12 protein-coding genes are annotated in these 16,016 nt (G+C 42.9%); 2 read left to right on the forward strand and 10 right to left on the reverse strand.

Features of this window, described 5'->3' with window-relative positions:
• Positions 1-114 precede the first annotated feature (114 nt).
• From AC59IL_RS00445 to AC59IL_RS00465, 5 genes are all read right to left on the reverse strand, one after another.
• Positions 115-1,161, reverse strand: a complete 1,047-nt coding sequence (locus AC59IL_RS00445; RefSeq protein WP_496550087.1) for a FecR family protein — start codon at positions 1,159-1,161, stop codon at positions 115-117.
• Between the two features lie 227 nt (positions 1,162-1,388).
• On the reverse strand, positions 1,389-1,949 hold the full coding sequence (locus AC59IL_RS00450; RefSeq protein ID WP_496550088.1) for an RNA polymerase sigma-70 factor: 561 nt from the start codon (positions 1,947-1,949) through the stop codon (positions 1,389-1,391).
• Between the two features lie 98 nt (positions 1,950-2,047).
• Complete coding sequence (locus tag AC59IL_RS00455; RefSeq protein WP_496550089.1) at positions 2,048-2,872, reverse strand: alpha/beta hydrolase; 825 nt, start codon at positions 2,870-2,872, stop codon at positions 2,048-2,050.
• Between the two features lie 1,377 nt (positions 2,873-4,249).
• Positions 4,250-4,588, reverse strand: coding sequence for a helix-turn-helix domain-containing protein (locus tag AC59IL_RS00460; protein ID WP_496550090.1), 339 nt, complete (start codon positions 4,586-4,588; stop codon positions 4,250-4,252).
• Between the two features lie 906 nt (positions 4,589-5,494).
• Entirely contained in the window at positions 5,495-5,749 is a 255-nt protein-coding gene (locus AC59IL_RS00465; protein ID WP_496550091.1) for a hypothetical protein, read from the reverse strand.
• Between the two features lie 641 nt (positions 5,750-6,390).
• Between AC59IL_RS00465 and AC59IL_RS00470 the strand changes: the two genes are divergently transcribed.
• Together AC59IL_RS00470 and AC59IL_RS00475 are read left to right on the forward strand one after the other, a co-directional pair.
• Positions 6,391-8,133 (forward strand): GMC family oxidoreductase, encoded by a 1,743-nt coding sequence (locus tag AC59IL_RS00470; protein WP_496550092.1) that lies wholly within the window; start codon positions 6,391-6,393, stop codon positions 8,131-8,133.
• Between the two features lie 96 nt (positions 8,134-8,229).
• Positions 8,230-8,892 carry a gluconate 2-dehydrogenase subunit 3 family protein gene (locus AC59IL_RS00475; RefSeq protein WP_496550093.1) on the forward strand — a complete coding sequence of 221 codons (663 nt, stop codon included), beginning with the start codon at positions 8,230-8,232 and terminating at the stop codon, positions 8,890-8,892.
• Between the two features lie 91 nt (positions 8,893-8,983).
• On the opposite strand, the gene AC59IL_RS00480 is transcribed toward AC59IL_RS00475, so the two are convergent.
• The 5 genes from AC59IL_RS00480 to AC59IL_RS00500 form a co-directional block, all read right to left on the reverse strand.
• Entirely contained in the window at positions 8,984-11,791 is a 2,808-nt protein-coding gene (locus tag AC59IL_RS00480) for a PAS domain-containing sensor histidine kinase (protein WP_496550094.1), read from the reverse strand.
• A gap of 162 nt (positions 11,792-11,953) precedes the next feature.
• Entirely contained in the window at positions 11,954-14,089 is a 2,136-nt protein-coding gene (fusA2, locus tag AC59IL_RS00485) for an elongation factor G2 (protein ID WP_496550095.1), read from the reverse strand.
• 302 nt (positions 14,090-14,391) lie between these two features.
• Complete coding sequence (locus AC59IL_RS00490; RefSeq protein ID WP_496550096.1) at positions 14,392-14,772, reverse strand: hypothetical protein; 381 nt, start codon at positions 14,770-14,772, stop codon at positions 14,392-14,394.
• 353 nt (positions 14,773-15,125) lie between these two features.
• A complete protein-coding gene (locus AC59IL_RS00495; RefSeq protein WP_496550097.1) occupies positions 15,126-15,677 on the reverse strand; it encodes a hypothetical protein in 552 nt (183 codons plus the stop codon).
• Between the two features lie 8 nt (positions 15,678-15,685).
• Positions 15,686-15,931, reverse strand: coding sequence for a hypothetical protein (locus AC59IL_RS00500; protein ID WP_496550098.1), 246 nt, complete (start codon positions 15,929-15,931; stop codon positions 15,686-15,688).
• Between the last annotated feature and the right edge of the window lie 85 nt (positions 15,932-16,016).

Below are 16,016 nucleotides of genomic sequence, written 5' to 3' on the forward strand. Positions count from 1 at the left end.
AGCATGAACTACAACAACGGGATTTTTTTATTAGCCGGTGATGCGCTAACATCGCCGGCTTTTTTATGCATTATGTTGAATCGATCATAGAAAAAGGTTTAATCGGGTAAACAGTTATGGTTCACAATTATGACCTGTAATAATTATCTGTCCGTCGGTTTGCTCATACGTTGCTTCAATGGCTTTGCAAATAAGACTGATCTTTTCAAAAAATGTTTCATTGGTGAATGTGCCGGTAAAAGAACAATGGGCCAGCAGTTCTTCATCAAACACAATATTTATTCCATACGTTTTTTGAAGCAACAGCAAAACTTCCGAAGCCGGAATATCAACAAATACCTGCTGATTACTTTTGATGTTATCATCATTTTTAATCAGCACCTGCGGTTGTACGGCAATTGTTTTTGTAATAATGGCTGCGTTGCGGTTGAATAGTATTTGCTGATTGGGCGTAATTATGGTAGCGTTCGACCGGGCCGCATCCTGTTCAGTACTGTTATTTTTTCGCTGGTACACGGTTACTTTGCCGGTATGCACAATTACTTTTATGGTGCCCTCGTTCGGAAATGCCTGTACATCGAAGCTGGTGCCCAGTACTTTTGTCACCAGTTCATTGGCATATACATAAAAGGGCTTTGAAGCATCTTTTGCTACCTGAAAAAAGGCCGCGCCTTCCATATACACTTCTCTTTTACCGGCATCAAAAGTTTTTGGATAAGCAATTTTTGAATGCGGTTGCAATAGCACGTAACTGCCGTCTTCGAGATTAATTTTTTGAGCTGTTTCTGTATTATTAGCGGCCTCCGGCAAATGATTCTGCTGTAAGCTTGCTGTATAAGAAAATGGTTTTGCCTGCGATCGGTATATCGACCAGATGCCTGCAGTAATACCGATCCCTATGGCCGCTGCAGCCGCATAATACAACAGTCTGCGGCTTTTGGGTTTCGCCATAACAGTGCTGTGATCCATAGAAATATTTCCGTGCTTTTCAATATGCGCCCACATCTCCTGTTCAATACTATCCAGCTCGTCTTTTTGTAATGAAGGCAACCCGGTATCGTACAGCAGTTCATACCAATGATCTACCAGGGCTCGTTCATCGCCCGTAGCGGTTCCATCAACATATCGCATTAATAATTCCCTGAAAGCGGTGCGGTCCATTGCATCATCGTTTTATGGCTCAGAAGGTATAGACAGGCAAGTGGGGCAATACCCTAAACGAGCTAAGAGGTTATAAGAGAAAAAGGAGAAAAAAGAATCTTATAGATGCGACAACTTAATTATTTATAAGCAGCTAAGAAAAGTAAGACTCCTTATTCTCTTTCAACTCTTATACACTCTTAGCGCAACTGCATACGGCGAAGCGCGAAGCGCGAGCCCTGGGAGCCTTACAACGCAAAATCCAGGTATTCTTTCAGGTATAAACGCAGTGTTTTTAATGATTGGGTGATGTGATATTCAACGGCCTTTTCTGAAATATTCATGTTGGCGGCAATTTCACGAATCGACAAATTATCAAACCGGCTAAGACGAAAAATATGCCTTGTTTTTTCGGGCAACATACCAACGGCTTTTTCAATAGCCTGCGACAGTTCATTAAAACTAAGGGTTGATGCGGCCGTGTGGCAATCACCTGTGGTAGTATCTATTACATGCTGCATGTATTTTTTATGTACTACGGTTGATTCAATATAATTGATAACGCTGTTTTTAATGGAAGTGGTCAAATAGCTCTGCAGATGATTGATATAAGCGGTTTGCCGTTTTTCCCAGATGCGAAGAAATACAATTTGTACCAGTTCTTTGGCAGTTTCCCTGCTGGCCAACCTGCGGTAGGCAGCTTCAAACAATACCTTCCAGTAACGCGAATAGATTTCTTTAAAAGCCCGCTCGTCACCGGCTTTTAACAGTCGTAGCAGTATTTCATCAGTTAGCCCCCCGAAATCCATAGGTGACTAAAGTTAACGAATTAATTATGTTCTACAACATCCGTTATGCACAATTGCTCCACGGCTGCCAGTAATAATTATTCGTGTATATATCTACTTTATTCTTTATAAAAGAACCTGCTCATAAACAGCAACTGGTAATTGATGGCATTCGCCCAATACTCCCAGTTATGCTTACCCGGGCGGCTGATGAAATCGTGCGGAATATTATTGTAAAGCAATTTTTCGTGCAGGCTGCAATTTACTTTATAAAAGAAATCTTCTGAGCCGCAATCGATGATCAGCGACAGCGAACCGGGTGTTAAAAGATGCGTGCAATTGATCACGCTGTTGGCATCCCAGCGCTCAGGATATTCTGAATACTTACCCAGGCGTTTTGCAATGTCCCAGTTCAGTGGAAATGGCCGCATATCAACACCACCGCTCATGCTGCCTGCTACCCCAAAAACATCCTGATGTTTAAAAGAAAGGTATAAAGCACCATGTCCGCCCATGCTTAAACCGGTAATGCCCCGGCCGTTGCGGTTTTTAATGGTTTTGAAATGGTCATCTACCCAGGGCACCAGCTCTTTAACAATATAGGTTTCGTATTTCCAGGTGGTGTCGACCGGACTATCGAAATACCAGCTTGAGAAATTGCCATCCGGGCAAACGATCAAAACATTGTACACATCGGCCAGCTTAACTACGTTCGGCGCTTTGGTAACCCAGGCCCCGTAATTATCACTGTATCCGTGCAACAGGTATACAACCGGCAGTTCTTTGCCTTTGGCATAGCTATCGGGCTTAATTACAACGGCCTTAATATTCTTTTTCATGGAAGGGCTGAACGTGAGAACGGTATCTACCGTAGCGCAAAATGAAGCAGTAACATCAACTAAGATCAGCGTTACTGACAGCAGCCATGGAAACATTTTTTTCATGCGGGTAAAGATAAAGCGTTAAGAAACAAGGAACAAGAAGAAAGACTCAAAGGGCAACGCCCAGGGCACAGGAATCCAGGACGTAGGAAGACCAGCAATTAAATGGGCAAAAAAATATAATGCATGGTTTGAATATTGATGCAGCTAAAAGAAAGATAAATGCGTCCATATATAACGTGTGACTCTGTTACCTCAAAGTAACATTGGGTTCAGTTCGACTCTGAGTGTGAGACCACCGGGCAACTCCCACAAATATCCTTGTTTCGCGGAAACAAAAATTACTCTGATGATGACGCTTTTTTTTGACACCGCCTCCTGAAGCCCCGCCCGCCTAAACCAGTCGTATTAAACGGCAGGCATCCGGACGGGGATTTCAGCCGGGCATTTTGCCACCCCTGCTTTGCTCACCTTCTTAGAAGCTGTTTAAATTTATTTCCTGAAGTTTTCTTTTTAGTGGGCGCAAGCGCCCTGATTGCAGTAGCGCTAAGTGTTTAAAGGAGAAAAAAGAGTTACTGTAATTATTTTAAAATATTGATAATTTGTTGCAACCTGAATTTGACAAGACAAAAAATCTCTCTTTTTACTTCTTATACGAGCGCCAGCGCCTGACTGCAGTAGTGCCAGGAGCATAAAGAGATAAGGAGAATAAAGAGCTGTTGATATTATTTAAAAAAAATAGACTGCTGTATATACAAGGATCTTTGAAAAATACAATATCTCTTTTTTCTCTTTCTTCTCCTTTTAGCTCTTAGCTTATAAAATTGAAGCGTCCCGCAAGGCGGGACTGATAGTATTTTGCGCCTGCAGGTATGAATGGCATGAAGCAGTTTTATGTATTGTAATAAAAAATCCGGAGCCGGCTTTGCCTGATAAGATTACCAGGCATTGGAAGAACCGGTGGTAGCGATCAGATTTTTCCCGCCGTTATGATGTGTTGGATACTGACCCTCCTGAAATATCGTTTCCTTCACACCAAACTAAGCTGCCGGCATACCGGATAGCCATGAAAAGCAGTCGACTCCCGATAACTATCGGGATTGCATTAATATTTTTCTGTTTCAATTTTGTTTTCAGTCTCAACGCTTGTACCCTGATTCTTTTTTCATACGGTTAGGGTCAGGGGACTGTTGTCAGACGCTATTAAAATCAAATTTCTCCAAATTGAACAAAGCCTGGTTTTGGCAGTGCGATACCTATGGCCTGTAAAGCTTCGTAAAAGTTAACCTGAGGGCATGCCGTATATCCGAAAATTATATCGCCACTGCCTTTACCCGGCTATGTATAAAAAAGAAACCGTCCGTTTTTTAACCTATACGCAATATACAACCGATTATTTCTTCTATTTGCACAATTTGATTTTAGCGATATTTTTTTTCATCAAGCCTGTCCGTTTCTCCATTCACTGGGCGACTTCATAAAAGTTTTTTTAAACATGGTACTGAAGCTTCCCATACTTCTATAACCTACGAGCGTAGAAATTTCCTTTACGCTTTTTTCAGTTTCCTCCAATAGTTCTTTTGCTTTTTCCATCCGCAGGGTAATTCGATAATCGTCTATGCTTATCCCAAACAATTCTTTAAATCCAAACTGAAGCTTGGTACGGTTCACTTTTGTTTCGCGACTTAAATCGTCGATAGTAATATGATACCGGCGATTTTTTGCAAGTAGTTCTTTGGCAAGACTGATCCTTTCGATATCCGCTTTTTTCAAATTCATAAGATCTGGTTTAATGCTACAAACAATGATTATGGCAATCTGATAGCCCCGGGCAAAACAAATACAGGTCAGCGGCCGGGAAACGCCTTACTGATGGTAACATGAGTTACTGTTTTAATAGTAAACAATAGTTGGTTGTATGGCATCTGTCGCGCCGCATGGCGCAACAAATCCATTGGTCAATGGGGAGTTGCTGCTATCCGTTTTTGTTAAATGTTCGTACAGGTGTGTTGCTACCCGTGCATATGCTGCCCGCTGCAACACGTATGTGCCGGTAAAACCTAAGGCACATATTCACTAACATGAATAAACGCACTTTGGCGGTTTTGTTCGGGCGCCCGCATAAAGCCTGTAAACTTTTTCCGGTGCGTTACAAAATTTCCTGAAAACTGCCAGTGGTACGGATCACCTGAAAATGTACATCGTGACCAGGTACACCAATAATACCTGCTGGCATAATAGATAATAGAATGAGAGAAAAAGAGAAGAAGTGGTTTAAATTGTTGCTTCCAGTCCATTGGATAAGGTTGTTGTGCGTTGGCTACTATTCCTGCCTCGCCATTTCTTTCTCACCTGATTAGTGATGCCAAAACAAATATAAGAAGGACTTTTTGAATGTTTTTTCTCAAAAAAAATATTTTCAATTTCTTTACCATTATTTCATACAGAATAACCATTAACAGCAACTACTAAAAATCCAGCATCCCAAAACGTTAGTATTTCTGGCTGAAGAAATTATCATTAATCAGTTTCTGTTATATATTTAAAATTAAAATTTGCACATGTGACAAAGTCGGATTACCAGTTACCGGTTGCCGGTTTCCGGGGAATCGGTAACTGGAAACTGGTAACAAAAAAAGTCGCTCCAAAACGGAGCGACTTACTGCAAACAAAACTTATAATGATTTAGTTAGAAATCGGTCTGAAGTAAAAACCCTCTTCACTTAAAACATGCGAATTGGAAACAAAACTCAGTAAAGATTGGCGTACCATATCTTCTGCAGCCATCTGGTAACGGGTACCAACTTCGGGATTTTTAACGGCAAATTTCCAACTCTGAATTTTCAGGAGGGCTATTTTGCTGGCATGGGCGATGTGATATTCAAGGATCATGAATTTCTCCGCCAGGTAATCTGTTTCATTTTGAATGTACGGGGTCATAGGGATATCAGATTATAGGTTTTTACAGAATAAAGTAACATTAAATTAACGGGATTTGGTGCGTAAAATTGCGTGCAAAAAATAAATTTTTTGCGATTCTCCAAACAATTTTTTAATAAATAAGGGTTTATCCATAGCATAAATTGGTAATAATTTAAAAGTTAAACACTCAAATCAGGAAATCCAGGAAAATATTGATCCTGGTTAATTGCTAATAAGTGACCGCCATTTAGCAGGTTGTAACAGCCGGTTTTTAATCCGAATCAAAAGGTTAGTAGATTTCAGGGATCGGTAATACATAATAATACCTATCGGGGTCCTTTTTAGCAAAACAGGATTTTGTATTGCCTTCAACCAAAAAGTTTCCGGTTACCAGATACCAGTTCCCAGTTACCAGGCAACCGGTAACCGGGAACAGGGAACAGGTATCTGCTCTGCTGTCTTTTAATGCCCTCACCACCTGAAATCAGCTTTGGATTGACAATGAAAGCACATTCTTGCATCAACTGATTTTCAGGAATGTACAAAAGGAAGGTTATTCAGCCACACATAAAAAATACAAGAGTAAATCTTGGTCAAAAAAGCTAAACCGTTACATTTATACCTCTAAACCAATCATCAATTTTAAACTCACTTCTATTATGGGGGATCTTCAGGTTAAAAAAAATGCCAAACAATACGATGCAATAATCGTAGGGTCTGGTGCCGGAGGGGGTATGGCAGCCTATGTATTGTCGCATGCGGGATTGAAAGTATGTTTGATTGAAGCCGGCCCTATGTATGATCCAAGAACAAATGTAACACAGTTGAAAAATCCATGGGAATCGCCCCGGCGCGGCGCCAGCACCAAATTTCGCCCCTTTGGCGATTTCGACGCCTGCTATTGGGGCTGGGAAATTGATGGCGAACCGTATACTCATGCAGATAATACAAAGTGGGAATGGTGGCGTGCCCGAATGATCGGCGGACGTACCAACCACTGGGGCCGTATTTCACTGCGCTTTGGTCCTAAAGATTTTAAACGGCGCAGCATCGATGGCCTGGGTGATGACTGGCCGATTGGTTATGAAGATGTAAAACCGTATTACGATAAAATAGATAAACTCATTGGTGTTTTTGGCAGCAATGAAGGTTTGGAAAATGATCCCGACGGCATTTTTTTGCCCCCGCCCAAACCCCGTTTGCACGAGCTGATGATCAAAAAAGCAGCTACCAGCATTGGCATTCCGGTAATCCCTTCACGGCTGTCGATACTCACCAAATCGATCAACAAATCGCGTGGTGAATGTATTTACTGCGGGCAATGTAACCGGGCCTGCTCCTATGCCTATGCCGACTTCTCCTCTTCCTCGGTATTGGTAAAACCAGCCATGGAAACCGGAAATGTTGATGTGATCACAGAAGCAATGGCCCGTGAAGTGCTTACCAATAAAGAAGGACTGGCTACCGGCGTATCGTACGTAAATAAAAAAGACATGCAGGAATATCAGGTGCTTGGCCGTACGGTGATACTGGCTGCCAGCGCCTGCGAATCGGCCCGCTTGTTGTTGAACTCTAAATCTGCCCGGCATCCGAACGGATTGGCCAACAACAGCAATGTGGTGGGCAAATACCTGCACGACTCAACCGGCGCCGATATGGGTGGCGTATTACCCGAACTGTTCGACCGTAAACGCTATAATGAAGACGGTGTTGGCGGCGCTCATATTTACACCCCCTGGTGGGTTGATAATAAAAAACTTGATTTTCCCCGCGGTTATCATATTGAATACTGGGGCGGGTTTACACCTCCTGCTTATGGCTTTGGCCGCGGTATTGAAAAAATGAACGGACAATTCACCGTTCATGGCAAACAAAAAGAAGCCGGTGGATACGGAAAATCGCTCAAAGAAGATTACCGTTACTTTTTTGGAGCCCGGGTAGGCATGGCTGGCCGTGGTGAGGCTGTTGCGGTAGAAACCAATTTATGCGAAATTGATCCTACGGTAGTAGATAAATACGGTATTCCTGTTTTGCGCTTCAATGTAAAACCTACCGAATACGAGATCAGGCAGGCCAAACACATGAAAGAAACTTTCAGGGAAATATTTCATGCCATGGGCGCTATCATTACATCGGGCGATGATGATAAACCTGAAAACAATTATGGATTACATGCACCCGGTAATATCATTCACGAAGCCGGTACCGTTCGTATGGGCAACGATCCAAAACGGTCGCCCCTGAACAAATGGAGCCAGGCCCATGATTGTAAAAACCTGTTTTGTGTTGATGGCGGTCCGTTTGTATCGCAGGCCGATAAAAATATCACCTGGACGATCCTTGCGTTATCGATGCGAACATCGGAGTATATTATAGATGAGATGAAGAAGAGAAATATATAAGTTGAGAAGTTGACCAGTTAATAAGTTGATCAGTTAACAAGTAGAACAGCTTAATCGAAAAACAAGCAACTCAGAACTTAAAACTTAGAACTTACAATGGACAGAAGAAAATCAATAAAAGCTATAGCTGTAGGCACCTTATCGGCCGGTGTGTTGTTGGATGCCTGCAAATCCGGTGATAAAAAAGAGGCAGAGGCCAAAGCGCCCGAACAAAACAACGGGCTTAGTCTCGACCGCGCCAAAGAAGAACTGGAACGGGAAAAAGAACTGGTGTCAAAAACTTTTTTCGACGCGCACGAAATGGCCACTATCACTGTACTGGCCGACATTATCATCCCGCGCGATGAGATCAGCGGCAGCGCTTCAGATGCCAAAGTGCCGGAGTTCATTGAATTTATGGTGAAAGACCGGCCCGAAAATCAAATTCCCATGCGGGGCGGTTTACGCTGGTTAGATGTACAATGTCTGAAACGCTTCGATAAATCGTTTGTTGATTGCAGTGAACAGGAACGCATGTCGATGGTAGATGAAATTGCCTGGCCTAAAAAAGCCAAACCCGAAATGGCACAGGGCGTTGCCTTTTTCAACCTCATGCGCGACTTTACGGCCTCGGGGTTTTATACCTCGCAAATTGGCGTAAAAGATCTCGGCTATGTCGGTAACGCCCCCAATAAATGGAATGGCGTGCCCGACGATGTGCTGAAGCAATACGGCCTGTCGTACTCAGAAAAGGAATTGAAGGAATGCGCGAAATACTAACGATAGAAGTATTAAGTTGTAAGTAATAAGTTATAAGTAAGATGCAGGAACTGTATTTGCAACTTAAAACTTATTACTTACAACATATAACTTACTTAGCCGGAATACAGAAATAAAACGTAGCTCCTTTACCGGGTTCGCTTTCTGCACGCATAAAGCCATTGTGATTTTCAACGATCTTTTTGCAAATGGCCAGCCCAATGCCTGAGCCGCCGTATTCATTACGGCCATGCAGCCGCTGAAACAATTCAAATACCCTTTCGACATACTCCTGCTCAAATCCGATTCCATTGTCGGTTACACTGAATTTATAATAGTCTTTTCCTGCAATAGCCGCCTTTTCATTCATTTCCTTTGCGCGAACATAGGTTGCTTTGATTTCTATAACAGGATGAACCCCGGCTCGGGCGTATTTCAACGAGTTATTGATCAGGTTCGATAACAATTGTCTGAACTGAAACGGAATAACCGGTAACATGGGCAAATGCGCCGATACAATCGATGCTTTTTTTTCTTCGATGCGGTAGGCCAGTTCTTTTTTAACCTCATCGAGCAGCCCGTTTAAATCAGTAACCTCAATGCTTTTCCGGGCGGTAGTGGTTCTCGAAAACTCAAGCAGCGAATCGATCAGATTTTGCATACGGATAGCCGCTTTTACCATGCGGTCGAAATAATCCCTGCTCACCTCGCTCATGTTTTCGGCATCGCGTGCCTGTATGAGGTTGCCAAATGCCTGTATTTTACGCAGTGGCTCCTGTAAATCGTGACTGGCTACATAGCTGAAAGAGGTTAGTTCACTGTTGCTGCGTTCGAGTTCACGGTTTTTTTGCTCAAGCTGTTCAGCATATATTTTCAACTGGTCTTCGGCCATTTTACGCTCTGTTAAATCGCGGGTAACTTTCGAAAAACCGATCACGTCGTTTTTGTCGTTATGCAATGCCGTTATTACGGTATATCCCCAAAAGGTTGAGCCGTCTTTTCGCAGGCGCCATCCTTCGTAGGTTGATTTTCCATTAAGGGTCGCTTCCCCGATCAGTTTTTCGGGTACCCCCTCCTGCTGATCTGTATTACTATAAAAAAGCCGGAAGTGTTTTCCGATAATTTCATCTGTTGTATACCCTTTGATCTTTTCGGCTCCTTTGTTCCAGTTTTCGATATAACCGTCTTTGCTCAATAAAATAATAGCGTAATCTTCTACTTCAGTGGTCATGCGCAGGTAACGTTCTTCACTTTGGCGAAGTTCTTCGTTTCGTATTTCGAGCTTGATGGTTCTTTCAGCCACTCTTTTTTCGAGCTCCAGGCGTATGTTTTTACGTTCATGAATGTCGATGCAGGAACCAATATATCCTAAAAAATGGCCGTCGTAGGAATACCGGGGAATACCATGGCTTACGATCCACCTGTACTGACCGTCGTGTCGCCGCAGGCGAAACTCAATTTCAAAATCGCGCCGGGCATCAAAGGCTTCGTGGTAAGCACTCAATGTCTGGGGGTGGTCGTCTTGTAAAATGCCTTCCTGCCAGCCATTACCCAGTTCCTGCTCTGCGATGCGGCCGGTAAATTCAAGCCATCTTTTATTAAAAAAAGTAAGTTTTTTATCGGTGTCCGACATCCAAACCATTACCGGCGCCGAATTGGCCACTACCCTGAACCGCTCTTCGCTTTCGCGCAGCGATTGCTGAATGCGTTTTACATCGTCGATATCGGTACAGGTACCATACCATTTAATGATCTGCCCGATGTCGTTTTTAATCGGCAGCGCACGCACCAGAAACCATCTGTAAGCTTCAACGGGATATTTTACTTTAAACCGGTATTCTATTTCATAAGGCTCACCCGATTTTACAGATTTATACCAGCTTTCGTAACAGCGTTGCTGATCATCGGGATGAATATGGTAAAGAAAACTGCTGTCGCCAAACTGACCTTCTTCGCCAATGAACAGGTACCATTGTTTGTTATAGTAATCAGTGTACCCTTCGGGGTTGGCAGTCCATACAATCTGCGGCATTGAATCGGCCAGTTGCCTGAACCGTTTTTCGCTTTCCCGTACGGCATCTTCGGCCAGCTTTCGTGTGTGAATGTCGATCACCGAACCTATATACCCCTCAAAAACCCCATCGTCGTCAAACATGGGCGAACCCGAGTCGAGTATCCACCGGTATTGGCCATCGGCTCCTTTAATGCGGTATTCGAGGTAAAAAGGCGTATGACTGGCATTGGCTTCACTAAAGCCGGCTGTCATTTGTGGCATATCATCGGGATGCACAACCGAAATCCAACCCTGCCCGATGGTTGCTGAGGGCATTTGTCCGGTATAATCGTACCATTTCTGATTTACATAGGTACAATAGCCGTCGGGCCGGGTCATCCAAAGCATAACCGGAATCGTATCGGCCAGCCGGCGAAAATACGATTCGCTTTTTTCGGTATTTTCAGTTGCCGTTGCAAATACTCCGTTCACCGATCCCGATTCGCTGCACAACGGCACATATGTCAACGTATAATATGTTGTTTTCGAATAACCTTTTCGTTCAATGGTCACAGGTACATCAGCCAGTGTTACCGCCTTGCCATGCAATACATCGTTAAATACCGGTTCAAGGGTATGCCACTCTTTCGCAAATATTTCCGAAGCGTTGCGGCCAATGATATTTAAATGCCGGTCCAAAAGCAGTGAATAATATGCATCGTTACAAAAGAAGGTCAATGCAGGGCCCCATACTATAAACATAGGAACAGGTGTTTGCAGCATGATGCTGATGGCGGTTTTCAGGCTTTGCGGCCATTCATTGGGCGGGCCAATTGCAGTAGCCGTCCAGTTAACAGAACGGATCTGTTCCCCCATTTCGCCGCCCCCATGCAAAAAGTCCTGTTTATTCAGGGTATTTGCCTCCATAGAAGGAATAAATAATTGCTTTTTTTAATAATCCTGCAGGCAATTTCATTAAAAAGAAAATAGCCACCCGAAGGTAGCTATTATTTATGGTAGGGCCAGTTGGTTCGATTTGTTTAGAGTTCCTGTATTTCCTGTTTCTTGTAGCTTGTGCCTTGTACCTTCTCAAACAAGTTCTTCTTTCGCCGTTTTCGTGTAATCATCGATCAGGCGCCGTTGTTCTTCGAATGGAACAGGACTGTACTCATAAAACTTCATTGAGAATTTAGCCCTGCCCTGTGTAATTGACCGTAGCGATGAAGAATACCCATCCATTTCGGCCAGCGGCACTTTGGCGATCACTTTCTGAAAATGCCCTTGTGTATCGATACCTTCTACCAGAGCCCTGCGGCTTTGCAAATCGCCCATAACGGCGCCGGTAAGGTCATCAGGACATAATACTTCTACCTGATAAATCGGTTCCAGTATTTGCGGATCGGCCTGCTGAAAAGCCTGTTTAAAAGCCATCAGCCCCGCGATCTTGAACGAAATATCATTACTGTCGACCGGATGCATTTTACCATCATAAACGGAAACCCGTACATCCCGTACGTAGGATCCTGTGAGCGGACCTGTTTGCATTTTTTCCATTACCCCTTTTAAGATCGAAGGCTGAAAACGATTGTCTATCGCACCGCCCACGATGCAGTTATAGTATACCAGTTTACCACCCCAGTCAAGTTCATAGGTATCCCTGCCGCGAACGGTTAAACCATGCGGATCGGGAATGCCTTCGTACCAGGGTTCAATACGCAGAAATACCTCGCCAAACTGACCGGCGCCGCCACTCTGCTTTTTATGCCGGTAATTGGCTTCGGCCATACGGCGAATCGTTTCGCGATAAGCAATGCGTGGCTTTATAAATTTCACTTCTACCTTATGCAAACGCTCAATTTTCCATTTGGCCACTGCCAGATGCATATCGCCCTGACAATGTATCAGCGTTTGTTTCAATTCAGATGATACTTCAACGATCAGTGTGGGATCTTCTTCACGTAACTGGTGCAATGCCAGCGACAGCTTTTCTTCCTCGCCTTTTTTCAGCGTTTCAATTGCTACCGTCATATTAGGTTGCGGAAATTCAATGGGAAGCAATTCGTAATTCCTGCCCCTTACGTGAAGTGTATTGTTAACATGGGTATTTTTCAATTTTAATGTGGCGCCGATATCGCCTGCCACCAGCTCGCTGATGTTGGTACGGCGGTTACCTTCGACCAGAAACAGCTGGTTTAATTTTTCAGAAACGCCGGTCGATTCATTTTCGAGCTCCATACCACTTTGCACAGTTCCTGAATACACTTTAAAGAACGACAGATCGCCTACGTGCGGTTCACTGATGGTTTTGAAAACAAATATACAGGCGGGACCGTTTGCATCGCAGGCAAGCTGCTGGCCACTTCGGGTTAGTTGCGACGCCATTTCATTGGCGCTGGGACAAACATTGTCGATAAAGCCCATTAAGCGGCCACTGCCCATATTGCGCTCGGCCGATAAACAGAATAAGGGAAACAGATCGTGGTTGATCATGGCTTTTTTCAGCCCCGATTTCATTTCATCCTCATCAAGTTCTCCCTTCTCAAAATATTTTTCCATCAGGCTTTCGTCGTTACTGGCCACAGCTTCTATCAGCTCCTTATGCAGTTCGTCGGCCCGGCTGCGCTCTTCTTCAGGGATAGGCAGCTTTTCGGGTTTACCGCCGGCATCATTAAATTTATACATCGTCATGCGAAGCACATCAATGATCTCGTGAAAACCGGAACCCTGTTGTCGCGGGTATTGCACTACCACCACATTGTTACCAAAATGAGCTTTTGCTTCGCGCACGGTTTTATCAAAATCGGCATTGTCTTCGTCGAGCTTATTAACGGCAAATATCAAAGGGGTTTTAAACCTTTCGGTATAATCCCAGATAATGTCGGAACCTACTTCTACGCCCATTACGGCATTTAACAGCATAACACCGGTATCGGCAACGCGGAGCGCCGATATCACTTCACCCACAAAGTCGTCGTAACCCGGTGTATCGATAATATTGATTTTATAACCCCGCCATTTGGTGTGTAATAATTTTGAGAAGATTGAGTTACCGCGTTCCTGTTCCAGTTCATGGTAATCACCTACGGTATTTCTTTCGGCAATGGTGCCGCGGCGGGTAATGAGGCCTGCTTCGTAAAGCATGCATTCCGCTAATGTTGTCTTACCGCAGCCGGCGTGGCCCAGCAAGACTACATTTTTTACGTGTGAGGTATCAAATTCAGCCATAGCAAACAATTTAAATAGTGAAGAATATGGTTCGTTTTTAAAATAAATATTGAAGTATCCGACTTCAACATTCGATATTTCATACCGGGGGTATGGATGTGGCTGAGAAGGGGGCGATAAAAATTGTCAATGAAGCATCGGCAATTGCAATCGTCACCTATTGCTTTTGAAATTCAAAAAGCAATATGATGCAGATTCATAATAATAAGTTCTATATAGCGATAGCACCCAAATAGTGCACGTGGTATGTAAGAGAGCTAAGCTACTTAAATACCTGAAAGCAAATCACAAGCGATACACAGCTATCGTATGTGGCTGGCGAAATCAGAAAACTCCTGCTTTACTTCATGCAGTGTATTTTCAAGTCGTTGGTATTCGGTGTAAAGGTTTTCGTGATCGGTGGTAGTTTCGTCGGTCAGTTGACCACTGGTTTCGGCAATCTCGGAGTTTAATTTGCGGTGGTGATTTTTGATAGACCGCTTGAGATCGTGAATGTTGATAAGCTGGATGTGGAACTGATTGTCGAGATGTTCAATTTCCAAAAGAACGTCTCTGTTTGTTTGACTTCCGGCCAGTTCCTGGAGGTGGTTTTTAAGCTGACCGAATTCGTCTCTGTAAGAACGCAATGTCTCCCTCCAGGCATTGCATTCTTGTGAAAGCTGTGCGATATCTGTAGTTACCATGGGAGAAAATTTAAAAAATGAATAAAAATAAATAAAAGAGCTTCTTCTTAATGCGGCTGTTAAGGGGCTGGATTCGAAGTAATGATGTAAATTAATAAAGAATTGTTGAAATAAAACGATAACCGCGTTAAAAATTATGCACCCGGTGCTGACAGATATCAGTTGGAAAAAATAGCCTTTATGCGTATCTTTTGTATTCTTTGGTCGCTCACAACGGTTTCTAAAACACTCACTTACATTAAATAAAACACCCCGCTTTTTAAAAGCAGGGCTACGTGGTTAATTCATGTAGTTTTTGTCTAATTTGACGTTCCCGATTTATATGACTTTTTTACGGACTTACCTTCAGGGAATCAGTTGCAGTGCATACCATTGTTCCTGAGCAGGTCTTTTTCAATTTTGTGAATCCTTTCGATGCGTTTAAACCAAATAACATATTTTTTGATGCCAAGAAGAAAAGAAACGAAAGCCATAATTTTTAAACAGAAGATAAACAACCTTGCCTTGTAAAATGGAATAGCTTTAAAAGCGGTTACAATTCCTTCACAGGCTTTTTCTTTATATTCGTTTACACCTGTGGTTTCATTCGATTGCATCACGAGGCTTGCAGATGACATCAGAATATTTAAATAAATATTTTTTACAGAACTGAATTTCGTGAGCTCGGTTTTAATGCGGCCAAAATGTTTAACAATGGTATTTATGTGTGATAAAAATTGCCGGTATTCAATGGCCTCTTCAACCGGAAGATCTTTTGCATTGTTCGACAATAACAACGTAACTGAATGCCGTATTTCGCGAAAAGTTTCGAGCGATTTGCCTATGTAATAAATTCTTATGAAGGTAAAATACTGGTAAACTGCTATGGCAATTAAAACAAGCAAGGTGATTATATAGTATAACATAGAATACTTTATTTAATTTTCTCTCCAAACCCTATTTCTGCATCAATCATATGCAAAATTCTTTCGGTAAGTTTCTCTTCGTTTTTTGCCAGCCTTTTTATTTCTTCATTTTTTGCTTTCAGAATTCTGCGGAACCAAATAAACTGCAGTATCAGAATTAGTATAATGAGCGATAATACCAGCCCCAAAAATGGTCCATAATAATTGATCATTTCATCAAATCCTGGCAATCGTACCGCAAATTTGCTTCCCATACACCAATTTAAGCACTCTTTCACAACTACCTTTCCTCCCCTCCCTTTTTATTCCCCTTTCTCCCAATTTCTTGTCCAATATCAA

Source organism: Niastella sp. sgz303648, assembly GCF_059587045.1.

What these genes read in the sequence shown, in the direction of transcription:
- AC59IL_RS00455 (WP_496550089.1), bottom strand. Translation starts at nt 2,872, where the DNA reads ATGAAAAAAATGTTTCCATGGCTGCTGTCAGTAACGCTGATCTTAGTT.
- AC59IL_RS00495 (WP_496550097.1), bottom strand. Translation starts at nt 15,677, where the DNA reads ATGTTATACTATATAATCACCTTGCTTGTTTTAATTGCCATAGCAGTT.
- AC59IL_RS00475 (WP_496550093.1), top strand. Translation starts at nt 8,230, where the DNA reads ATGGACAGAAGAAAATCAATAAAAGCTATAGCTGTAGGCACCTTATCG.
- AC59IL_RS00470 (WP_496550092.1), top strand. Translation starts at nt 6,391, where the DNA reads ATGGGGGATCTTCAGGTTAAAAAAAATGCCAAACAATACGATGCAATA.
- AC59IL_RS00445 (WP_496550087.1), bottom strand. Translation starts at nt 1,161, where the DNA reads ATGGACCGCACCGCTTTCAGGGAATTATTAATGCGATATGTTGATGGA.
- fusA2 (WP_496550095.1), bottom strand. Translation starts at nt 14,089, where the DNA reads ATGGCTGAATTTGATACCTCACACGTAAAAAATGTAGTCTTGCTGGGC.
- AC59IL_RS00500 (WP_496550098.1), bottom strand. Translation starts at nt 15,931, where the DNA reads ATGGGAAGCAAATTTGCGGTACGATTGCCAGGATTTGATGAAATGATC.
- AC59IL_RS00465 (WP_496550091.1), bottom strand. Translation starts at nt 5,749, where the DNA reads ATGACCCCGTACATTCAAAATGAAACAGATTACCTGGCGGAGAAATTC.
- AC59IL_RS00480 (WP_496550094.1), bottom strand. Translation starts at nt 11,791, where the DNA reads ATGGAGGCAAATACCCTGAATAAACAGGACTTTTTGCATGGGGGCGGC.
- AC59IL_RS00460 (WP_496550090.1), bottom strand. Translation starts at nt 4,588, where the DNA reads ATGAATTTGAAAAAAGCGGATATCGAAAGGATCAGTCTTGCCAAAGAA.
- AC59IL_RS00450 (WP_496550088.1), bottom strand. Translation starts at nt 1,949, where the DNA reads ATGGATTTCGGGGGGCTAACTGATGAAATACTGCTACGACTGTTAAAA.
- AC59IL_RS00490 (WP_496550096.1), bottom strand. Translation starts at nt 14,772, where the DNA reads ATGGTAACTACAGATATCGCACAGCTTTCACAAGAATGCAATGCCTGG.